The organism is Sporosarcina psychrophila (assembly GCF_001590685.1).
Lineage (GTDB): Bacteria > Bacillota > Bacilli > Bacillales_A > Planococcaceae > Sporosarcina > Sporosarcina psychrophila.
In genome coordinates this window covers 971,863-995,363 of sequence record NZ_CP014616.1, presented here as the reverse complement: position 1 = coordinate 995,363, position 23,501 = coordinate 971,863, and the positions used below count along the sequence as shown (strand labels likewise).

The following is a 23,501-nucleotide window of genomic DNA, read 5'->3' as shown; positions in this document are numbered from 1 at the left end:
CTTCATAATTATGTTAACATAAATATTCAATTAAAGTTTATCTCCCCTCTAAGCCATCCTTTAGAGGGGAGATAACTTTAATCATTTTTAAAAAATAATAAATCTTTATTTATATAATCAAACTTCGTATTAAATGAATAATCTTTTTAAAAACTATAAGTAGGTTTTCTTTTTATTCTTGTTCAACTAACCTGCCCAGTTAGTTGAATAAAAAAAAGCTTTACTCATTAATGAAGTAAACCAGCTAATAGGATGTCAATATTTTTCTCTAAAATAATTATTAACCCTATGTTATACTATTTTGAGCATGCCAAACAGCCCTCCAAAAACCTTTTGGAAGATTTTCTCTCTCATTATTAAAACTGTTAATTAAGCTATATCAAGGAAAGATTCTTTTCTGTTTAATAATGCATAAATCCAATGAAGTAATTTATTAATACAGGCTACAATCGCTACTTTGGCTGGCTTTCCTTCTGACTTTTTCTTACCATAGAATTCTTTAAGCTTTTTGTTCCTTGAACTTCTTATTCCACATAATACTGCTAGATACAAGGCGTGACGCAGTCTGCTTGAACCTCTTTTAGTAATACGGTTGGTTGTTGCTGTGAACTTTCCTGATGAGTAAACTCTGGGATCTACTCCTGCAAAGGCAACCAGTTTTTTCGGATGACTAAACCGATCGATTTCACCAATTTCGGAGATAATCGTTGCAGCGATTTTTTCTCCTATTCCAGGAATCGATTGGACAATCTTGTAGTCTTCTAGCTCATTTGCCAAGGTCACAATACGATTCTCTAAAATTGAAAGGTGTCCTTGGTACTGAAAAAGCATCTCAATATACATTTGAAGATTGATTAAGTGACTTTGATACACGACTTTTTGAAATGGATTTCGCATTGCGGCATCCATTATTTTTTTTGCCTTTTCTCTTGCCCATTGGACAGAACGACTAGGGCAGAACTCTGCAACACGCACGGCTATTTTACTTTCCCCAGCTGATAAGACGGCTTCTGAAGTCGGAAATTCCTCTAACATCAATAAAGAAACCTTTGAATATAGATCACCAAAAACCTTCCGATATTCAGGAAATACTTGATCTAAAATAGTATGAAACTGAAGTTTTGCTTCTACATACATATTCGTAACGATCTCCTGTTGTCTTGAAAGATTTCGAAGGTCTAAAAGCTGAAGCCCTCTGTTTTTATGAGGTTCAAAATCTTCTTTGTAATAAAGCACACACAACTGATACGCATCGATTGCGTCCGTTTTCACCTTTCTTAAACTGGACTTCTTAGCCTGATAAGAAATTATAGGGTTAAGCAAGATATATATAACATCATGTTCCTCCATGAATTGAACAACGGGGGTATGATAATGACCAGTGGATTCTAGAATGACCATAGGCATTTGTCCTGTCATCTTTTCTATCTCTTTTAAAAATCCAATAAAGCGATGTAATTCCTCTCTGGTATGCTTCACAGAAAAGCTCTTTCCAAACGGTTTTGATTTATCTAAGAATGCCTGAACTTGGCTTTCTCCTTTTGCCACATCCAGGCCAACTACTGGATTCATTTTTATTCCTCCTCTAATTTCTACTTGCCAGTACCCCTAATCCTTCTTGTAGTGTCATAGCTTCGCTTGTTATACGAGATCTACGTCCCAACCAGCCTCAAACATGTTTCTACAAGTAGGGGGTGGACAGTTTACTTGACGGGATCAATGCCCCACGCACCCGTACGTCCTACCCTGGCTACTGATATATTAAATCCAATTAAAAAAAGGTCAACCAGTAAAAACTGGTTAACCTTATAATACGAAAGCACCTGTTAGTTCAACATTCAGTATTAGGATATCTATTTTACTTCACACAAGAAAAAGCCAGTACAATAGGAATTCGTTGTCTTCTAACAAATTCATCTTCACTACTAAAATGTTCACGCTTTGGTGTACCCTCGCGTAAATCTAGAACTGAAAAACCAGCTTGTTTAAGTGCTATAAAATAATTTTCGATTGTTCGATGATACTTAACCACTATTTGGTCAATCCAAGGCTCTTTTCTTTCCCCCTCCTGGAAGTAGTCATCGACAATCCAATTACCGCGTTTATCTCCAGATTGCTTACTAGCAAAAGACGAAGTTGTAAGTGGATGCTGGATACTAAAAGCAAATCTCCCGTTTTCTTTAAGTGTTTTATGAACATCTTGAAACAAGCGATTAACGTCTGAAACATAATGTATTGCAAATCGAGATGTCACAAGATCAAATACTTCTTTTGGATAATCATAAGATTCCATTGTTTCAAAGTGTATTGTCCCGTTTTGTTGAAGTATGTTAGAGCGTGCCACTTCCACCATTTGTTTCGAACCTTCTACTCCTGTGTAGTTTTTTGCTCCTAAATGTAAGAGTTCTTTTCCAAACGATGCATCACCACACCCTAAATCTAAGACGCTACTATCTTGAAAACTCCCAATTAACTCATAGATAATTGGTCCTTCAATTGCATTATTTGGACTATCGTTTCTCTTTCTTCTAATCATATAATTTTTCAAAAAATCGGTTTGATCGTAGACGCTAGGTCCTTTAAATTCCATCGAAACGTCTCCCCTCTAAAACTTGAGATGTCGGGCGAATCATCGCCACATACACAAATTAATTTATTCTATCAGTTGTTTTCTAGAATTGACAACTAGGCAGTTATTTACTTTTCAATAAAATTTATATAAAAAATTTCGCTATAACGATTCCTTATTGAACTCACCTGCCGCGTTAGTTCCAGAAGAACAAAGAGCTGCATTTGGTTAGGATACGCTAACATAGAATGGCATTATAATGCTTTTGGTGTTTTTTCCAATAACGACCAAATTAACAGCTATCTATTCGATTTGTGGTGTACTTATGTATATACTTGTTCTTTTATTGTTTCTCGGATATCTAAGGACTTTAAAAATCGTAAAGAACGCAAATAAATAAGAATGAACGTTATTTTTTTTCTTATTGGTTAAAGTAAACAGTCTGCCCTTAACGGACGCGATTGTCGAACAATGTACATGCGCCTTTTTACTAGCCAGATCCGAATAGTTCTTTAATAATTGGATGTAAATATATACAAAACCCAGCAAACTTCACATGAGATTTTTGCTGGGTTTTAAAGTTGGATGTGCAAAATGACGCCAAAAGTGACAGCCATAGCTTCTACACTATCTTATTTTTTAAATAGATTTTTTTTATGCCACTTGAAATAAGGCTTGTTCTCCTCAGTTCGGGCGATTTTCATTTTTGAATGCATACTGTACTTTTCATAATCCTCTTCCGAAATCTGTGATGAAATATGCAATCTACCTTGTCCATCGAATGCGATAAATCCATTCTCATAGAGCGCATCATGATTACAACATAGAAGGACACCATTATAAGGATCCACTCTTTCAAAACTCGTACCGTCTTTCCATGGCTTAGAGTAGCTTGCGCGAAGCAGTGCAGGTAACTCAATCTCACAAAGAACACATTTGTGATCCCAGAGTGGTAGTAAACCTTCCCTAAACTTTTGTTGCCCTAAACGAATCTTTGTTTTCAATTCCGATTCTGTTTCAGCAATCATGGGAATGAATGTGTTACGCTCTGTTTGAAGCACCGTACCAATTGCTAATTCGAGCTGCTCTTCATCTACTTGATAAATATTAAGGTCGCCAATTAATTCTATTAACTTTATTGCTAATTCCTCATTGCAAGGATATAAATACCCTTGATTACCATTTGCATCTGTTTGAAATGGTGAATACTTAATTGGCAGAAGCGGCAAAATGTCATCAAATTTCGAGAGTACATTCACAGGTACTTCAAGTTCATGATAGTCCAATTCCACTAAATACCCATCATCAATCAAACATTCTTGATTTTGCATAGTTGACGGATTACTCGCTATCAAGCATCCTGTTTTAGCAACACTAATCGCCACAATATTTCCTTTTACATAATGAAATATGCGATCCCCTTCATTTACCTCTATCATTCGTAGCCGTGAATGACGTTCTTTCCCACTACTGTCTTGTTGCAGTGACCAAATGATCCCTAATTCTTTTTCTTCTTGATATGTCTGACCTTGCATCACAACGAAACTTTGCATGTATGGAACACTCCCTAAATCGCAATTCAACTAGCTCTATACTCATTATAGCTGTTTTTTTCCTTTAGGCTGCTTATTGTAGTTTCAAATTGACCTGAATGAGTAAAAAAATGATTTCTGCACAACCAAAAGCCACGATCGCCGAATCATCTTCGGTAATCGTGGCTTTTAATTTTTCATCGTAATTCTTAAGACTTCACAGTAACTACTTTACCCTCTTTACGTTCCTTAGCATATTCAGCTGTAGCTGTGAACAGTACGTCAGAAGATGAATTCAGTGCAGTTTCACAAGAATCTTGAACAACACCGATGATAAAGCCTACACCAACCACTTGCATGGCAATATCATTTGGTACTCCAAATAAACTACATGCTAGCGGGATAAGTAAAAGTGATCCGCCTGCAACACCTGATGCACCTGCTGCTGAGACAGCCGCAACAACAGTAAGAAGAAGTGCAGTCACAAAATCAACTTCAATCCCAAGCGTATGGACTGTTGCGAGAGTTAGTACAGCAATTGTAACGGCTGCACCAGCCATATTAATAGTAGCACCTAGAGGAATTGATACTGCATAAGTATCCTCATCTAAACCAAGTTCTTCACATAATTTCATATTTACTGGAATATTTGCAGCTGAACTACGTGTAAAGAATGCCGTGATACCACTTTCTCTTAAAACCTTGAAAACAATTGGATATGGATTTCTGCGTATATAGACATATACGATTAACGGATTCACTACAAGTGCGATAAACAACATACATCCAACTAAAATTAAAACCAATCTACCATATACAAGTAAAGCAGAAAGACCAGTTGTTACAATAGCATCAAAGACAAGTCCCATAATACCAAGCGGTGCTAAATTGATCACCCATTGTACGACTTTAGTAATTGCATCTGAAAAACTACCTAACATGTCTTTCGTATTTTGATTGGCATTTTTTAAGGCAAGCCCAAGAACAACTGCCCACATTAAAATACCTAAATAGTTAGCATTTAGTAACGCATTTACCGGATTGGCAACTATGTTAAAGAGTAATGTTTCAAGAACTTCAACAATACCTTCTGGTGGAGAAAGCCCTTCTGCTCCTGTTGTCAATGTTAGTGTAACCGGGAACATAAAACTCACAGCGACAGCGACAGCCCCTGCTAGGAGTGTACCAATCGCATAAAGCCCAAGAATCGCTTTCATATTCGTTTTCGTACCGCTTTTATGCACGGAAATTGCGTGCATCACTAAGAATAATACTAAGACTGGTGCCACTGCCTTTAATGCACCTACAAATAAAGAACCGAAAATGGATACCCAACTTGCTGCAGTAGGAACGGTTAAAGCTAAAATAAGGCCGGCAATAATACCAATAACTATCCTTTTTACTAGACTTATTTGATTCCATTTAACAAATAAATTTTTCATTATACTATCCTCCAAATTTTCTTTAAACTCGTATTATAAAAAATGCGCAATCACTTCTCCACGTTGAGGCAAAATGTACTTATTTCACCTTGAAGTAGACTGAAACTTTATTTTAACACATCCTTTTTAGAATTGTGCATTATATTAGAATACTTTTTGTGGTTTACTATTAAAATCGTTTGGGCGCTAGTCAGAGATTTTGGATCATATGGACAGTGTAGGTACATAATGAAAACAAAAAAACAACAATCACTGAATTTCCTTCAGTAATTATTGCTTTAAATCCCATAAATTACATTCAATTTCACGAATGTTTTTATGGATATGGTGGGAATTGGGCCCGCCTAGGACAGTAAAAAAGAGAGCCATTATAACTCTCAAAAATACGATTAATAACCAGATCAAATAATATTTCGAGTATCGAATCTTTGAAATTTCACACACTTAACCTATTTAACGCTACTCTATGACATCTCATTCGATAAGAGCAATCTGTACAGGTTCTACGTGTAGTTCATCATAAATGATTCTAAGACACTTAAACCTGCTCGTCTCGTTGAAATAACAGGTAAACAAACTGACTAGGCTTACTCACTTCCCTACACCAATATTTGTAAATAAGTTATACTATATCATGAACTGATATGCCCGTTGTTCAACTAACGCGTCACGATAGTTCAACAAGGATAACATATGAACAATGGTGGATTATTGAATGTTAGAAAACTTTAAAGGGGGCAGGGATTAAATTATGTGGAAGAATTACATTGAGAAAATATCGAAAGAATATCATTTCAAAGCACCAGCAACCAATTCTGAAATAACTTTTATAAAAAAAGAATTAAATATTGAATTACCAAAAAAATTATTAGACCTATTAAATGAAACAAATGGAGTATTTGACAAATTTGATTGTCCTTTGATTTGGTCAACTGGAAAAATAGTAGAAGACAACTTGTTTTTTAGAAATTTTGATGATTATAAAGATATTTATATGCCATTTGATAATTTAATGTTTTTTTCTGATGGAGGAAATGGGGATTTGTTCGGTTTTGCCATATTAAATGAGAGTATTCAAAAAGAGGACATATATGTATGGAATCATGAGGATGATAGCCGAACTTGGATTGCTTCTTCGTTAGAAGATTTTATAAAAGGTTGGATTACTTCCGAAATTTCTATATAAATAGGAGGTTTCGTTCTTAAACAAACGGGTGCTTTACTTCAATTAGGGGTTAAGCACCCTTTTCTTATTCAACTAAAAGAGCAAAATAGTTCAATAAGATAATTGATTTTATGTGGTAAAGTTAATTATTCAACTTACATGGCGAGGTAGTTTAATAAGAAGGAGACAAGGTAGGATAGACTAATTACGATGAAAAGGGAGGACTATAATTATGGATCGAATTTATTTTGTAGACAATCCTTGGCCTAATGGTCATCGAATAATCAACTTTAAGTGGAGTGCACATTTCAAATATGAAGAAGAGGAAGTATTGAAAGAAAGAACAGGATTGTATTTCGATTTACATTTGGAAACTGCAGATTATTATGAGGAAGATTTAGATTTAGATGAGAATGACGATGAAGAAGTAGACGATTGGCACGCTAAGATTGTATGGAACAACTATCATAGTTGTACTATGTCATCTCAAGAATGGGATTATAAAGGTTTTCATGTAGGAAGTGATGAGGCACCATTTTACCTAGAGACACTAGATGGGAAGGCATATGAAATTGACTTTCTATCCAAGGATGAACAGAAAAACTTGAATCTAGATTTGACTGCCTTTGATGTTTATTTGCTCGGTCACGATGCGACAGCCTATCATATTATTAAGTTTACTAAGGAAGATGGCCAGTCTTATCAAATTGATTGGAAAGGTAAGTTGGCGCTGGCTTATACAGGTGACTACGAGTTCAGATATGATTTTCATGCATTAATTTCTTCTACATCATTTAGCGGAATTACTATTCCTGATGAAATAACGGATTATAGGGCCTATGAGCTTCTAGAGCGCTTCGTTAGTAAACCAACATTATTTGAATTGCAGAATGACAATGGTAAGAGAAAATTTATATTTAAATAACGATATGACTTGAATATTTATGGGATGTTACGTTTTATAAAGGCTTTTCGTTGCTATTAGGCAGTATTAGCAAAGGGGATCGATAGTAGCTCAAAGGTGAAGCGATTGAGCTTATCCGGTCGTCTGCTGTTACGGTCAATCTATCTCGTTGAATATCTTCTTTTTATTTACCTTGCCGTAGTTTTTGTAAATAAGAAAGTCACAGTTTAATAGGGGTGTAATTTATGTTAAGAAAATGGATTTTATTAATTGGTGGAGCTGCATTAACTTCTTTAATACTTAGTTTTTTTTTTGTTAATAGGGCTAGTGAAGATCCCATGCTCGCTAGAAAGATTTTAGAGCAGGCGGAAAGTGGTACAACAGAAATCTCACTGTCTACTTTAACTGATTTTGACTGGGAGAAGGCATCAGTCTATGGACCATATACAACAGTAGATGTCATAGAAGAATCATTGAATGTTGAATTTAAGGGTAGTATCAATGGAATTGATTTTAGAGAAGATATTTTTCTACTCGTATTTGCTAAGGGAAACCATGCTATAAAAACGGTGGTACTTTCAAGAAAAGTAGGTAATTATTACGAAAAGAACGGTATGCTGACACCAAAGAATGATCTATTAATTATTAAAAAATAGCTGAAAACGACACTTTACTGGTCTTGTCACGCCCCACCCCCAGCTGCCGCAGCAGACTGGGCTGCTTTTGCGCAGTCAATCGCCACAACAAGCGACACGAGAAGTGGTTCCATCTCATCCTCTACAATTATCAACTGGTAGCTATCGCCCCATGTGAACCACTTTTTGCTGACAGCACCAATCAGTTCCTCATTTCGGTATACTTCGAAATCCATATCCCACCAATTCCCCTGTACTTCTATCCCTGCCGCGTCAATTGAATACCGTGCTTTTAAAAAAGAAAATTCCTTCTTTATCGTTACCATTTCTTGGCCATGTACTTCGACAAAAAAAGTCGGTAGAAAACTAAACGTTTTTTTCGTGATCATCGCCACTTCTTGACAAGCCACATCCATAATCGAAAACGTCTTTGGTATTTGCATAAAGCTTCCTTCTACGAAATATACTTCATTCTCTTCTTGATCCTTCACCGAAAACTTGCCGCTCAAACTAAATACCTTTTGCTTAATATACAACTGTCTCATGTAATCCCCCCTGTACTAGAAACCCCTTTTCAGTAAAACCCGTTCTCTCTACTACGTATCGGATGACAATGCGTTTCACTTTCTCCATAAATATATGGGGAAAACATATAGTCTTGCTACTCTACTCAAGCCCGCATCCGTGCCAACACCCGCTCCCCCGCCCTAGCATGTCCTAAATGATTCGGATATGCGACAACTTTGTTACGGTGGAAGTATAATATATTCGCAGCATCTATTTCATCGAAATGAAAAAGCTTCGGCATTAAATGGGCGGCATTGGTCAATCGTTTTGGCGTCTCTCGGAACACGTCCTGATGGAGTGCGTGCGCTTCCAAAACATTCTCACTGTAATAAAATGCGAATAGTTCTGGCTCTCTAGTTTCAATGACGTACAGCTTAATCTTGCCAATACTTAACTGATTTCGTGCAACCATTTTCGAAATTGCCTCGTCGTCATAGTCGATGGCATCCAGTAATTCGGAATCTTCCTCCACTTTCACTTCCCCCTCGGCAATTGCCCAAAAAGTCCGATGGGCCAACTGAAACAGGTCTTGTACAGTTGCGATGTTTTACGATATTTATTTCTAATAGGCCCGGCATATCTGTTTCTTTATTATAGTAATTGTAACGGTATAAAAAACCGATCACATCCGCATCATTTCTCACAATGTAAATATCATTATCAGAATACCCCTGTGTTTTTAACTCGTCGATCTTATTCAAAACCTCAGTTTCATTTTGAAATGTGCCTACAAACTTTTTGTAAGCCATATCAATTTGCCTCCTAAGATTTTTATTATTTTACGCTTACCATGACCATGGTCCCATCAAAAGCCGGGAGTTGTTCAACAAAAATTCAGTAATATATCATCATGAAAAGCCCCCAGCTGAAATATTCAATAAAAAAGTGTTAGTGTTGGATAGAGAAATTGAGTAAGGAGCAATGGTAAATCGTAGGGTTGTTAGAGGCTGTGTATAGCTTTCTTATGATGAAAATGTTATTTTGAATAAAATAAATTTAGTTTTTGTGAAAAGTTTGGGATAGTGTTTAGATTATTAACATTGATTTGATCAATATTGCATACATATATATGAAAACTTAAAGTAGAGGTATTGATTAGTATGAATGAGAAGTTACTAAAAAATGCCGATGCATGTTATCGGTTGGCTGAGCAGGAGGCTGCTCATTATTTTAAATCACTTTCTGAACAGCTCGTGCAAAACATGGTTGTCCCTGTTTTGATAAAAGATATACAGTCTTGGAAACAGAATCATATTCATCCTTTCCCGTTATTATCTATTTTTTCGCGTGGAAAGGGAAAAACTGGTTCAGAGGGGTATCACACTTATATCCAATGGCTGGATTACGCAGGTAAACTAGATAATTATTTGGATCGAAGCATTTCCTATATTTACATGCGAGATCTGGGCAAAGCTTTGGACTCACCTGACACACAGACCAGGGTTCAACGTACAGTTGATAGTTTAAAAAATCACCTAATTGATTCCAATCCGAAAAACCCTGGAAGCAAATTGGAGATGTTTACTATGGCTGGGATGTATCGGCTTGCCCAGAAGGAAGGCGTTGAATCCACCATGATCTGGGTGATGGATAAATTAAAGACTGTATCATCCCATATTCCAGAGGGGATGGATGCTGAGGAAGCCAAGCGGAAACTTATCAAAATCATAGCCGGGGTCATCCTGCATGTGGTTGAAGAGATGGACGCTGAGATTACGCCTGATGAACGTACCCGGAAGCTCGAAGAAGCGATTAGGCTTGGGTATTCCTATGGTCTGACGTATCCATTCATTGACGACCTTCTGGATGCCGGTGTTTTATCAAATCAAGAGAAAAAACGATATTCCGATTTAATACGGTCCACACTTATCACAGGATCTGTTCCTGAATTGGATCAGTGGACTGGAAAAAACGCGGAATTCATCCGATTTGCCCATTCGGAACTCCGAGATGCCTTTGAGTATATTAAGAGCCTTCAACGACCAGAGACAAGAAATAGTTTTTTCGAGCAGTCTTATGTGTTTTTCAATTCCCAGGAAGTGGATCGTGTAAAGGATTTATCCAATGCGAATTACACCAATGAAGCGCTGTATATCCCTGTCATTTTAAAATCCTCTTCTTCACGTTTGATTACCCGTTCAGTCATAAGTGCTCCTGAGGATGAGGGCTTCCATAACCGAACATTTTTATATGGCATTTACAACCAGCTAGCGGATGATTTTGCGGATATGTTTGATGACTTAAATGAAGAAAGAGTAACACCTTATACCTATTATTTGAAATATCATGATAAGCGCTCGGATCTCATAAATCCCTTTGAATTGTACTGGACAGTCATCTATAATTTGATCCATAATGTCTATCGCTCTGATAGCAAGACGCGTGAGGTGATACTCGATCGTGCCATAAACGGGCTGAAACGATTTAAAAAACGAATGGGCACTAATAAATACAACGAAGTTATGAAGTTATTTGCTTCGGGAAATCCTACATTCAGCAAAGTCATTCAACGTATGGTTCGAAAAGCGGATGATGTTGATTTCTTTGATAAACTGCTTCGAGATCATATGATTACGAATCTGAAAAGTGAACGGAAAGAGCAGGAAGCCTTTTTAGATACAATCGAAACTGTACGTGACCAGATCAACGACGTATTATCTATTTCCGAAATAGGAAATACCTCTTCGATGAGTGAACCGATAATCGATGCGGCAAATTACAGTCTGAAAAGTGATGGAAAGCGACTAAGGCCAATCATGACTTGGGTCATGGGTGTGAACGAATATGGATTGGATAAGTCATCAATCGTCCCGCTTCTGAGATCATTGGAATATATGCATACGGCATCCCTCATTTTTGATGATATGCCATCCCAAGATAATGCGCCCAAGCGTAGAGGGCGTCCAACCTTACATCAGGTGTATGACGTTGCCACAGCTGAATTAACTGGACTTTTCCTGACCCAAAAAGCGGTTGAAGAACAAACATCTCTTGACCAGTACGATCCAAAAACGGTGCTACGCTTGATTCGATATTCGTCCCAAATTGTAGGGGATATGTGTAGAGGACAGGCGATGGACTTGGATTCCAGAGGGAAACAATTGACGCTGGAACAATTGAATACGATGTGCTTTTATAAGACCGGAATCGCATTTGAAGCTTCTCTTATAATGCCTGCAATTCTGGCCCATGCAACGGAGTTGGAAATGGAAGCTTTGAAAAGATTCTCCCGTCATGCCGGCATTGCATTTCAGATTAAGGATGATCTGCTTGATGTGGAAGGAGATCAGAACGTACTCGGGAAACCCATTGGAAAAGATGCTGAAAACAACAATACGACATTTGTATCAATCCTAGGTGCTATCGGTGCCAGAAAAGCGATGTGGGAACATTATTGTTTTGCAATGGAAACGTTACAAGAAATACCACGTAATACGACTTTTTTGAAGCATTTATTGAATTATCTCGTGAACCGAGACCGTTGAGTTTGTTGGTTTCCAACAAACTCGGCAAAGTGTCCTACAAACAACGAGGTTTCCAACAAACTCTTCGAAGTCTACAACCAAAGCCCAGAGCTGTCCAACGAACTCAGCCGAGTGTCCTACCAACAACGAGGTTTCCAACAAACTCTTCGAAGTCTCCAACCAAAGCCCAGAGCTGTCCAACGAACTCGGCAAAGTGTCCAACCAAAGCTTCAAAGTGTCCTACTAACAACGAGGTTTCCAACAAACTCTTCGAAGTCTTCAACCAAAGCCCTGAGCTATCCAACGAACTCGGCCGAGTGCCCAACCAAAGCTTCAAAGTGTCCTACAAACGGAGAGTATTCTGTTTGTTAAATGCAATTACACATTCATATAGTGAAGTTTTGATCATTACCTGCTGTGGCCAAACTATAAACATTAAAGTACAGCAAGAAAAAAAAGCCGTCTCCTCGATTTTTAAAAATCGTAGTAGACGGCTTTTTTCATAATTCGGTCTTACAGTTCAGTCTCGCATCTCAAGATAAGATAGGGATACTTTCAAATTCGCGTTGCGTACACGGATTTCATTTAGCAAGTCCTGATCTTTTGTATCGGTCTTGCTTCGGATGGCAAATGTATAGAGAATCATCGTCCCCAAGTTCGTTGTTTCAACTTGTCGAAGTTGGAAGTATTCGGTTTTTTCATTCAAGATATCGTCGAATAAATTTTCGTGATTTAGATTTTCAGGGACAGTTACTTTAAGGATTTGCGTATCTTTCCCTTTTCCATAGTCCACTTTGTATAGTATATAGAAAATCAGACTGGAGAATAACGTCAATGCAATGGCCAGAGGGAATTGAAACAGTCCTGCTGTCATCCCGACACATAATCCGAAAAAGATGTAGGCGATATCCTTGGCGTTCGTCACGGCACTTCGGAAGCGGATGAGGGAGAATACGGCGAATAAACCAAACGCCACACCGGCATTTCCGCTTACTACGTTCATAACAACTGACACGACAACACTCATCATAATGATTGTATGGACGAACGCTTGTGAATAGCGCTCTCCTGTAAATGTAATTTGATACACTTTCGTAATGATTAAACTGAGGACCGCAGCAAGTGCCATCGCGGTAATACTCATCCACATGGTCGGAGTGGCTCCTTCCAATCCATTAGATGAAAACAAGTTCGTGATCTGAGCCATTTTCTATTCCTCCTGTTAGTTGTTTTTCCAATTCTTTCGGTTCAAAGTATCCTGCCTGCGGTAATACATCTCCGCTCAGCAGTTCCATACTGGTACAAAACTTTGATGCACTGCGCTGCTCACACTGAAGCTCCTGTAAAATACGTGTTAGCCAAAGCGGCACACTGTGATCGACTTTCACTTCTAACACGACGAGATCTGGATCGATGAAATGCTCTCCGTACGAACCATTCTCGATATGCAGATCTTCTTTACGGCAACGTAAGTCGAAATCGAAGGTAATACGCAGTTCTGAATCATGAATACCGTGCAATGCGTGACGGCTATACGATACGACCATTTCGGGACGTAACTGATAGAACTTACGGAAGTAATCAATTTCCTTCATGACTTGCGAATTGGACGTTTTGTAGTGATCCAAGCCCGCTTGACCGTCTTCCTCTAAATAGCGATACGCCTCCCCTAGCGACAAAAGCATCCGTCTTTTATTGACGACTTTCTTATGTTTCTGCTTCACTTCAAAAAATGCCACGCTGGTAAGATTTGCATCGTCGTATACGCGTAAACGTAATTTCTGGCGGTATCTTAGTTTGTTTTTGGTCTCAAAATAAATGCCTTTCTCCGCATTGTCAAAGTACAGGCTAGTGACTGAATATTTTCCATCGACGCCATTCTTATCATTTCGCATCTCCGGTCCAATCCGTTCCACAAGTTCTTCGTATTGGCGGCGAGTGATTAAATACTTTTGCTCTTTCCGACTGAAGATTTCGATTGCCATATCTATCTACTCCTTTTTGCTGTCGCTCTATGAACTAAATACTAAAAGAAGAACCTTAAACAAACCTTAAAACAATTTATCAACACAAAAAAAGAGATCACGATGATGTGATCTCTTACTTTGGAAGTTTGACTCTAAAAGTGGTTCCTTTCTTCTGGTTCCTTATGACATTAATCGTTCCATTGTGCATAGATACAATCCACTGGGCGATAGACAAGCCTAATCCCATACCTCCAGTTTCCCTAGTTCGGGCTTTGTCTTCTCGGTAAAAGCGATCAAAAATGTATTGGATATTTTCTTCTTTGATACCGATCCCTGTATCGCTCACTTCAATTACAACTTTCTGGTCCTCGCCATATGTTTTCACACGAATACTATCGTTTTCGCTCGTATATTTTAAAGCATTATCCACTAAAATTACCAACAGTTGATGCAGCCTAGTTTCATCTGCTTCTATAGTAAAAGGGCTTTGACAATTTAGCGAAAAATGCTTATCCTGCGACTCAGCAATCTCCTTATAAGGCGTACATACGCTTCGAATGAATGTATCGATATGAATGGATTGCTTCACAATCTGTGTTTCCGCCGAATCTGCTCTTGCCAAGGTCAACAAATCCGAAGTGAGTTTGGACAAACGCCTTGTTTCAGACAAGCTAAGGGCTATATTTTCAAACCTATCTGAAATTCTTTCTTGCGGTGCCGTTAAGAGAAGCTCCAGCTTATTTTGAATAATCGTCAAAGGCGTCCTGAGTTCATGTGAAGCATTTTCAACAAACTCCGCCTGCTTATTCCAAGAATGAATAATTGGTTTCATCATCTTTTTAGATAAAATGAAACTAGCGGAAATGGAGAGGACTATGAAGATTACCGACCAGATAATGAACAGTTTCTCAAAGTTGGAAATAATGGTTTGTTCAGCATCCACGTTGATCATCAGCTGTGTATACGCAATTTCATCCTCATCATTATGGTCCTCAAAAAGAATATATCTAAAGTGATACAGTTCACTGATTTTCGTCATTGTAATCTTGTCCATAGTTGTTTTATCCAGCTTATAATCTGTTAGATAGTTTTCGTAAAATAAGGTTCCAATTTCATTTTCATTACGTATATTTCCTGCGTTATCCCAATGCATGACAATCACCCTGGGATTTGGCGCGTTTTTCCGTCTCTCGTCATCAGGTACAGGCTGGTCTAAGTCTCCACCCTTAAGTGGCGGCCGTAAACCCTTTGGATTGTTATCTGTTATCATTTCTTTAAATGATAACAGTTCCTCGTCTGTCTTTGAAAATAATGTATTTTGAACTTGGCCGAAAATGATAATACTAAAGATCGTGAAAATCACAGTAAAAGCGATCAAGTTGAAAATCATAAATTTTAGCTGCTGTTTCTTGAAAATTAGTTTATTAAACATTACCTTCACCATGGTCTTCCAGCATATAACCTAGCCCACGGAAGGTTTTAATGTATTGATCATAGCCAAACTTCTTGAGACTTTTTCGTAAATTACTGGCGTACACCTCCACAACTGTAGTAGAAGTATCAGACTCAAATCCCCATATTCGATCAAAAATCTGTTCCTTAGTCAAAATAGCGTTTTTATTGTTCATCAAATACTCCAGTAAATCAAATTGTTTTCCATTCAACTTAAGTGTTTCCCCATTAATTTCCACGGTTTTATTTTTGATATTCAAATGTAGTTCCTTAAAAGTTAGGACATTTTCCTTTAATAAACCTCCGGATCTCCTTACCATTGCCTCTAGCCGCACTAATAGTTCTTCTCGATGGAAAGGTTTCACTAAATAGTCGTCTGCTCCCATTTTAAAACCCTTAATCTTGTCATCAATTCCATCTTTGGCTGTCAGCATGATGACAGGTGTTGTGATATTTTGCTTTCTTAAATTTTCTAACACCTCATAACCGTTCATATAGGGAAGCATGATATCTAAAATGATTACATCGAAAATATTTTGCTGTGCAAGAAACAGTCCTTCCTCTCCATCGAAAGCCTGCTCGGTATTGAACATTTCCTTTGTTGTTTCACATATTGATTCAGAGAGATACTTGTCATCTTCAATGATTAGTAATTTCATATAGTGCCCCCCTTGTATCAGTTATCAACGTTTTAACTTAATTCAGCAGAAGTCCCCCACTTCTATAAGTGGTGAGATGAATGCTAGATATGCCTTCAAAATCTGGACGCAATCACGCCGAGGCGTGATTGATATCGTTACGATAGATTATAGGACCAACTGAAATAAAAGCAAACTTTAATTTCGCATTTCCTTTTTTAAGCTTTGTTTAAGGTTCATCCTAAATAATAGGGTTATTAGCAAAACATCATCTGAAAAACGGATGAAATTTCATTTGCAAGAAGGAGCTTATGATGAAAAAACAAAATTCTAAATTTATAAAGGTAGCCGCCTCTCTTATGTTCACCGCATCTTTGTTTGCTTGCAGCAATGATTCAGAAAAAGTAAGTACCAATAATGAGTCTACTGCAAAAGGCGAGAGCTTAAGTACGATTGGGGATCAAGAAATAGCGAGTGTTATTAGCGAGTATGTAAGCTATTCCGATGAAGATTTTTACGAGGATTGGGAAAACGCAACGTCTATTCAGTTGAATGGAAGTGGTGCCAGCTTTGAAGGGGATGGCGGAGTCGTCATCGACAAAAGCATCGTCACGATAACAACTTCAGGCGTGTATGAAATCCAAGGAAAACTGGATGATGGGCAACTTATTGTGGACACAGAAGACGATGGCATCGTTCGGCTCGTTTTGAATGGTGCGGAAATCCATTCTTCCTCTACTTCAGCAATCTACGTGAAACAAGCAGAAAAAACGATTGTTTCATTAGAAGAAGGGACTGAAAACGTTTTATCCGACGGATCTAAGTATGTTTATGAGAATTCAGAGGAAGATGAGCCAAATGCAGCGTTATTCAGCAAAGACGATCTCACCATTAACGGCAGTGGGAAACTAATCGTGCAAGGCAATTACAACGACGGAATAACCAGTAAAGACGAATTGAAAATTACAGGAGGAACAATCCAAATTAATTCAGCTAATGATGGATTAAAGGGAAAAGACCTCCTCGCTGTTAAAGATGGCAATATCCGTATCGAAGCGAGTGGCGACGGCATGAAGTCCACGAATGACACAGATGCTTCAAAAGGGATCATTGCCATTGAAGGAGGAAGTTTCGATATCAAGGCAGCTGATGATGGCATTCAGGCTGAGACTTCACTTCTAATCGCAGACGGAGAGTTCAACATTTCATCTGGCGGCGGCAGTCCTGAAAAAATAGCAAATGCTGAAATGGGTCGGCCTACCCCTGGAGAAACGGAAACAAGCACAACTGACGCTAGCTCTGAGACATCTAGTGGCAAAGGACTTAAGGCAAATGAAGAAGTGGCAATTGGCGGGGGAAGCTTTCAACTGGATTCATTAGATGATGCGATACACAGCGACAACTCGATCACCATAGCTGGTGGCGATTTGAAAATGGCTACCGGCGATGACGGCATTCATGCAGATACGTCCATTCTGATCAAAGGCGGGAACATCGACATCACGAAGAGTAATGAAGGGATAGAAAGTAATTCAATCACAATCTTGGACGGGAAAATTCATGTTAAAGCAACTGATGATGGCATTAACATTAGCGAAGCCGACGATAATTCTGACACGACTACTGAACAAGCGAAAGATCCTCTGCTTTCAATAAATGGTGGCTATGTTTATGTCGATGCAGCCGGTGATGGACTCGATTCAAATGGTTCCATATCCATGACAGGCGGTACCGTGATCGTTAATGGAACTACGAATAATGGCAATGGTGCTTTGGATTATGACGAAGACTTTGAAATAAGTGGCGGAGTTCTCATCGCTACCGGAAGTTCTGGTATGGCGATGGCAACTTCAGAAGACTCATCACAGCATACGATCTTGATGACTTATCCGGAGACACAATCTGCAGGAACCAAACTGCATCTAGAAGATAGCGAAGGAAATGAGATTGTGACATTTGCGCCCGTAAAAGACTATCAATCGGTCGTCATTAGTTTGCCAAAACTAACGAAAGATGCTTCCTACACCCTTTACTCAGAAGGGACAACGTCTGGTAAAGAAAGTGATGGTCTTTTTGAAGATGGTGACTATCAAGGCGGCACGAAAGTTGTGGAGTTAACAATTTCCGACACCGTAACATGGCTTGATGAATCTGGAATCACCACTGCAAAAACTTCTGGTCCTGGCGGTATGGGAGGTCCAGGTGGTAAGGGAGCGCACGGGGATATGGTACCACCGGAAGGGATGGAAGCTCCCGAAGGTATGGAACGACCAGAAGGGATGAAAGCTCCCGAGGGTATGGAACGACCAGAAGGGATGAAAGCTCCCGAGGGTATGGAACGACCAGAAGGGATGAAAGCTCCCGAGGGTATGGAGCCAGAAGGATAATAAAATAGAGGAAAAGGAAATATAAAAAAGATCTATATAATAAATTAAAGGGTTCTCTTCAGAGGTCCAAACCATTTAAAAACAATAGAAAAGGGACTCAAAACCGCGATGGTTTTAGTCCCTTCTTTTTATTGTTATAGCAATGTTTACAGTTATTTCATGCTTAATTGGTATGTCAATTCACAGGCTAATTAACATCGTTACATAAAAATGGCTTATCGAAGTTTGATAAGCCATTTCCATACATCTTGTATTAGTTTGATAATGCAATTTTTATATGGGCTAAGTGGTGCTCTTCGTGCCAAGCTAATTTTGCAACTTTTGTTGCAACTGTTATTTCACCGTTCTTCTGGTGTGTAAAAGCTCGATTTAATTGCTCTTCAGTTAAACTAAATCCTAAAGATACGATGCGCTCATTTATACCTTCTAGCATTTTAATAGAACTTTCTATTGGAAGCTTTGTATCCGGTTGAATAGCCCACTTTTCTTGATCAAAATCTGGTACTGTTGGATTCTCATCTGTTAAAGCCAGCTTCAAACGTTGATACATGTTCAACTGAGAATCTGCAATGTGATGAACAAGTTGACGAACTGTCCAGCTACCATCTCGATATGTTCTGCTTAACTCATCACCACTTAATGGATCAACAGTTTCTCTTAATCGAATCGTGTAAGTTTCGATTTCCTTTAGCCATTCTTGACTATTTTCTACTGTACCTTTTTCAGGAACTTGTAATTCTCCAATTGGAAATCTTACATCCATTTTCAATCCCCTTTTCCAAATTCGTTATTTCTCTTTCTATATATGTTGACATAAAGAATCCTCTCAACATCGCTCGGCGCTTGGGGGTGCCTCCCTCAATAAGCCAGACAGAAAACTGTTGTCAGTGTTATTCAAGAAAATAACCCGATTGTGGAAGTTTAGCCTTGTTCGTTAGTTTGCTTTAGAACTGGATATTTTTATGTATTTTATCAACCTCCATGTTCTTCAATTATCCGCATTGCAATGCCCGTTAACTCCCCATGTTCAGTAAATCGTTCACTAAGCATATCCGTAAGAATATGTTCTAGGAAGTATTCTACACAGTTCATATCTTGAAACAGCAGTATTGTCCTTAATGCTTCTTCGTATATTTCTAAAAACAGTGGTTCTGGATTATCCTTTTGAATCTCACCAAATGCTTCATAAAGCAAATCAACTTTATCAGCAACAGATAAAATGCGCCCCTCCAATGTCTCATCTTTACCTTCTTTAAGTCGTTCCAAATAAATGGCTTGAAACTCAATTGGAAGTTCCTTTTCTACAAACTTTCTTGTCATTTCTTCCTCTACTTCACTGAAGAGTTGCTTCAACTCTTTCGATGCATATTTTACAGGCGTCTTAATATCTCCTGTAAAAAGTTCCGCGTAATCATGGTTCAATGCCTTTTCATACAAGATTCTCCAATCCACTTTCTGCCCAGATTCCTCTTCGACTGTTCCAAGAAATTGAGCGATTTTTGTCACCTTAAATGAATGACTGGCGACGGAATGCTCCTGATATTTGAACTTTCCTGGACAACGAATAATTTGTTCTAAATCAGATAAACTTTTAAAATATTGATGTACACCCATCCTATTATTCATCACCTTTCTATATTTTTTAGGGCTTACGTATAAAAAAATTAGTCATACAGACGATCATGTTTACGACTAGAATAACACGATTATTTATTTTTTTAACAGAGCGTTGTTCACTTTAAGCACTGTCTATAATTACTTTCCCTAATTCTAACTAAATTATGCAGGAAAGGGATTAACAACATACAACAAAGAATTTAATCGGTCAATTTAGTCAAATTGACGTGCTTCGGTAGTCCGTTCTGCTACTTCCCAATAATATGATTAACTGGAGCATCAGGATTGTTTCCTTTTTATAAATACAAAAAGACCACCTTCTATTTTTGATTATTATTGTCATTTTTCAGAATCTCCACTCCTTCTCAGCATTTTAAAAGGAATATCTAACCCTTTAACTTTCAATAGGAACCTTCTAATTCCCTTTTTTCTTCGACTATCTGGCCCGAATCTGGAGGACGTAGTTTTTATTCAGTTACCCCACTATTATTCCGGATTAACAAATAAAATAGTATTAACAATTCTTTACACTATCAATATATAGGGTTAACAAACCTTATATATTAAAATGTTATAGTGAAATTACTGTCCATGAGGATGGACTATTACAATATAATTGGAGGATGATCTTCTTGAAAATCAAAAAAAAAATCATCTCAGTTGCCCTAGCTTTATCCATAGTGGGCGGAGTTGGCAGTACGCTCTCTTTTGCAACAGATAGTCCAAATCATACTGAAGTCAGCAAGGTAACTGTCACATTTAAAGGGGATACGACCAATTCTAAGGGCCTCACTTGGTATACATCACTAGATTACAAGAATAGTGATTTGCAGGTAGTGAAAAGGAAAGGAGCGAAGAAACCTGATTTTAATAAAGCCTTGAAATTTTCAGGTACTGCTTCCCTCTCTACTAATTCCAAGAAAGAGTATGTACACAAAGCTGAAGCAACTGGGCTTAAAGCAGATGCTGAATACTACTTCCGTGTTGGACATGAAGAACTCAATAACTGGAGTGAAATGGGTTCATTTAAGACATCTCCAAAAGATGGAACTTTTACATTTATTGATTTGGCTGATACCCAGGCTAAAACAGAAGATGAAGCAATTCTTTCATCCCAGACTATCTCTAAGGCTCTAGATACTGTCCCTAATGCTGAGTTCATTGTTCACAATGGCGACTTAGTTGACGATGGAGTCAAAGAGGAACAATGGGATTGGCTTCTAGGACATTCACAGGAAAGTTTGCTAAACACGACGTTTGCACCATCCGCAGGGAATCACGAGGATGAAAATTTTGCTTTTATCGATCATTTTAATTTTGATACACCTGAAAATTCTGCAACTGAGACAGGTGCTTATTATTCTTACGATTATAGTAACGCTCACTTTGTCGTACTTAATAGCAACGAAGACTCCGAAAAATACGCCAATTTTTCAGAAGAGCAAATTGAATGGTTGAAGGATGATGTGAAGGCAGCCAAAGCTGATGGAGCTAAGTGGGTTATTGTCAATATTCATAAGGGACCTTACACGACATCTAACCATGCAACCGATGATGATATCCTAGATCCAAACGGTGTGAGAAATCAGGTGGCACCACTCATGGCGGAACTAGACATCGACTTTGTTCTTCAAGGACATGACCATATCTATGCACGTACTAAGCCGATCAAGAGTGATGGTACGGCTTCAGAAACCGAAAAATTTATTTGGACTAAAAAAGGACAAACCGTAGAATATACCGTAAATCCAGATGGTACGATTTATTTGATACCTGCTACAGCTGGACCAAAAGTGTATTACAAAAATCAAGCGCCCGAACTTGGATCAGCTTACTATAATCTCTTTGAAGTTGCCGATGAGAATCATGCAGCTATCTATGGTCCAGATCCGAACGATAACCGCCGTCCAGTACGCGGCCAAATTCAAAACTTCGTCGGTATCACTATTAATAAAGACAAACTGACTGCAATAACTTACGAGATCGATCAAAGCAAAAATAATGCAGAACCTTACATTGTCGATCAATTTGGGATTATCAAGAAATAATAACCCTTTAAACATACAATATGAAACTGTGTATAAACACCGACTTTTTTTCTTGCTTGCTATATTAATTCTTGATTTCTACAACAAATTCTTTCATTAACGTAACTGCTTTTTAGTTGAAGAAGAAAAGAGTGCTTCAATCCTATTACTTAGCGGTTTTTATTGTCGCCTCCAATACAACTGATTATTCTAACAGTTCATTGACATATATCAGCATAAACATTACTATAAAAAAGAACCTAATGTTCATTCTTGATTTCTAAGGAGGATTAAAGGACAATGATACTGTTTTTACAAAACCACTTTCAAAATTAATAAATTCCCCGCGAGTATTGTGATTACATCGTCACTTTGCCATTTGCAGTACTACATTTGAGGGAGTTAAAAAAATGAATGATAAAATAGTAAATAATACGGATAAAACAAATTTGCGTTTACTTTTAGACAAAGCTATTGAATTGCGTGAAGATGGGCGTGCTAAGCAAGTCCAAGACATTCTGAAGGAAGCACGTACTCTCCTTTTAGAAATGGTTGCTACCTATCCAGATCATGCTGAAGTCAACTATCAGGCGGGAATTGCTCATGATAATTCTGGATTAGGCAAGGAAGCTATCCCCTATTATGTAAAGGCTCTCGAGCAAGGTCTCGCAGGACCAGATCTTCAAAGATGTTTACTCGGTCTTGGCAGTACCTACCGTGCTTTGGGTTACTATCAAGAAGCAGTTGAAACTTTACGTCGAGGTGTGACAGAGTTTCCTGAACACCGCGGCCTTCAAATTTTTTACTCAATGGCTCTGTACAATTCAAAAAACTATAAACAGGCAATGGAAATTGTTCTGACTAATTTGATGGAAACAACGTCTGATGAAAATCTTCAATACTTCAAAAGAGGGATTTCGTACTATGCTGATCACCTTGATGAAACCTGGTGATGATTGAAAATTATTAAGACTAGATGTTCTGATTTGAATCTAATTCGTTCTCTTTTAGATTGTTAAATAACTTATTTTAAAATAATTAAATTAAAACGCAGTGCAATTCATGAATGAATTCCTACTGCGTTTTTTTATGTATACAAAAGTTTTATAAGGGTTGTTTTCAACAAACGTATCGA

General features: G+C 38.0%; 20 protein-coding genes. 7 read left to right on the top strand and 13 right to left on the bottom strand.

Features of this window, described 5'->3' with window-relative positions; translation table 11 throughout:
• Nucleotides 1–369: 369 nt before the first annotated feature.
• The 4 genes from AZE41_RS04730 to sstT form a co-directional block, all read right to left on the bottom strand.
• Nucleotides 370–1,572, bottom strand: coding sequence for an IS110 family RNA-guided transposase (locus AZE41_RS04730; RefSeq protein WP_067206251.1), 1,203 nt, complete (start codon nt 1,570–1,572; stop codon nt 370–372).
• A gap of 286 nt (nt 1,573–1,858) precedes the next feature.
• Complete coding sequence (locus AZE41_RS04725; RefSeq protein ID WP_067206248.1) at nt 1,859–2,590, bottom strand: class I SAM-dependent methyltransferase; 732 nt, start codon at nt 2,588–2,590, stop codon at nt 1,859–1,861.
• 611 nt (nt 2,591–3,201) lie between these two features.
• Nucleotides 3,202–4,122, bottom strand: a complete 921-nt coding sequence (locus AZE41_RS04720; RefSeq protein ID WP_067206245.1) for an HNH endonuclease — start codon at nt 4,120–4,122, stop codon at nt 3,202–3,204.
• A 188-nt stretch (nt 4,123–4,310) separates the two neighbouring features.
• Nucleotides 4,311–5,543, bottom strand: coding sequence for a serine/threonine transporter SstT (sstT, locus tag AZE41_RS04715; protein ID WP_067206242.1), 1,233 nt, complete (start codon nt 5,541–5,543; stop codon nt 4,311–4,313).
• Between the two features lie 751 nt (nt 5,544–6,294).
• Between sstT and AZE41_RS04710 the strand changes: the two genes are divergently transcribed.
• From AZE41_RS04710 to AZE41_RS04700, 3 genes are all read left to right on the top strand, one after another.
• A complete protein-coding gene (locus AZE41_RS04710; RefSeq protein ID WP_067206240.1) occupies nt 6,295–6,729 on the top strand; it encodes an SMI1/KNR4 family protein in 435 nt (144 codons plus the stop codon).
• Between the two features lie 211 nt (nt 6,730–6,940).
• On the top strand, nt 6,941–7,633 hold the full coding sequence (locus tag AZE41_RS04705; protein WP_067206236.1) for a hypothetical protein: 693 nt from the start codon (nt 6,941–6,943) through the stop codon (nt 7,631–7,633).
• Between the two features lie 224 nt (nt 7,634–7,857).
• On the top strand, nt 7,858–8,268 hold the full coding sequence (locus AZE41_RS04700) for a hypothetical protein (protein ID WP_067206234.1): 411 nt from the start codon (nt 7,858–7,860) through the stop codon (nt 8,266–8,268).
• 26 nt (nt 8,269–8,294) lie between these two features.
• Here the strand turns inward: AZE41_RS04700 and AZE41_RS04695 are convergent, their stop codons facing one another.
• From AZE41_RS04695 to AZE41_RS04685, 3 genes are all read right to left on the bottom strand, one after another.
• Nucleotides 8,295–8,792 (bottom strand): LURP-one-related/scramblase family protein, encoded by a 498-nt coding sequence (locus AZE41_RS04695; protein ID WP_067206231.1) that lies wholly within the window; start codon nt 8,790–8,792, stop codon nt 8,295–8,297.
• A 125-nt stretch (nt 8,793–8,917) separates the two neighbouring features.
• A complete protein-coding gene (locus AZE41_RS04690) occupies nt 8,918–9,286 on the bottom strand; it encodes a hypothetical protein (RefSeq protein ID WP_067206228.1) in 369 nt (122 codons plus the stop codon).
• Nucleotides 9,246–9,563, bottom strand: coding sequence for a general stress protein (locus AZE41_RS04685; RefSeq protein WP_067206226.1), 318 nt, complete (start codon nt 9,561–9,563; stop codon nt 9,246–9,248). Before AZE41_RS04685 ends, AZE41_RS04690 begins: the two co-directional genes overlap by 41 nt.
• A 351-nt stretch (nt 9,564–9,914) precedes the next feature.
• On the opposite strand from AZE41_RS04685, the gene AZE41_RS04680 reads away from it, so the two are divergent.
• Nucleotides 9,915–12,299: a polyprenyl synthetase family protein gene (locus AZE41_RS04680; RefSeq protein ID WP_067206223.1), complete on the top strand. Its 2,385-nt coding sequence runs from the start codon at nt 9,915–9,917 to the stop codon at nt 12,297–12,299.
• 499 nt (nt 12,300–12,798) lie between these two features.
• Here the strand turns inward: AZE41_RS04680 and AZE41_RS04675 are convergent, their stop codons facing one another.
• From AZE41_RS04675 to AZE41_RS04660, 4 genes are all read right to left on the bottom strand, one after another.
• Complete coding sequence (locus AZE41_RS04675) at nt 12,799–13,485, bottom strand: DUF4956 domain-containing protein (RefSeq protein WP_067206221.1); 687 nt, start codon at nt 13,483–13,485, stop codon at nt 12,799–12,801.
• A complete protein-coding gene (locus AZE41_RS04670; protein ID WP_067206219.1) occupies nt 13,454–14,263 on the bottom strand; it encodes a polyphosphate polymerase domain-containing protein in 810 nt (269 codons plus the stop codon). Before AZE41_RS04670 ends, AZE41_RS04675 begins: the two co-directional genes overlap by 32 nt.
• Nucleotides 14,264–14,378: 115 nt before the next feature.
• Nucleotides 14,379–15,677: a sensor histidine kinase gene (locus AZE41_RS04665; protein ID WP_067213843.1), complete on the bottom strand. Its 1,299-nt coding sequence runs from the start codon at nt 15,675–15,677 to the stop codon at nt 14,379–14,381.
• Entirely contained in the window at nt 15,670–16,356 is a 687-nt protein-coding gene (locus tag AZE41_RS04660) for a response regulator transcription factor (RefSeq protein ID WP_067206216.1), read from the bottom strand. The genes AZE41_RS04665 and AZE41_RS04660 overlap by 8 nt, the downstream gene beginning before the upstream one ends.
• 290 nt (nt 16,357–16,646) lie before the next feature.
• On the opposite strand from AZE41_RS04660, the gene AZE41_RS04655 reads away from it, so the two are divergent.
• On the top strand, nt 16,647–18,722 hold the full coding sequence (locus AZE41_RS04655) for a carbohydrate-binding domain-containing protein (RefSeq protein ID WP_082786493.1): 2,076 nt from the start codon (nt 16,647–16,649) through the stop codon (nt 18,720–18,722).
• A gap of 253 nt (nt 18,723–18,975) precedes the next feature.
• On the opposite strand, the gene AZE41_RS04650 is transcribed toward AZE41_RS04655, so the two are convergent.
• Together AZE41_RS04650 and AZE41_RS04645 are read right to left on the bottom strand one after the other, a co-directional pair.
• Complete coding sequence (locus tag AZE41_RS04650) at nt 18,976–19,485, bottom strand: YfiT family bacillithiol transferase (RefSeq protein ID WP_067206214.1); 510 nt, start codon at nt 19,483–19,485, stop codon at nt 18,976–18,978.
• 209 nt (nt 19,486–19,694) lie between these two features.
• Complete coding sequence (locus tag AZE41_RS04645) at nt 19,695–20,336, bottom strand: YfbR-like 5'-deoxynucleotidase (RefSeq protein ID WP_067206211.1); 642 nt, start codon at nt 20,334–20,336, stop codon at nt 19,695–19,697.
• 626 nt (nt 20,337–20,962) lie between these two features.
• Between AZE41_RS04645 and AZE41_RS04640 the strand changes: the two genes are divergently transcribed.
• Both AZE41_RS04640 and AZE41_RS04635 read left to right on the top strand, forming a co-directional pair.
• Nucleotides 20,963–22,387, top strand: coding sequence for a purple acid phosphatase family protein (locus AZE41_RS04640; protein WP_156475963.1), 1,425 nt, complete (start codon nt 20,963–20,965; stop codon nt 22,385–22,387).
• Between the two features lie 389 nt (nt 22,388–22,776).
• Nucleotides 22,777–23,319, top strand: a complete 543-nt coding sequence (locus AZE41_RS04635; RefSeq protein WP_067206209.1) for a tetratricopeptide repeat protein — start codon at nt 22,777–22,779, stop codon at nt 23,317–23,319.
• Nucleotides 23,320–23,501 lie beyond the last annotated feature (182 nt).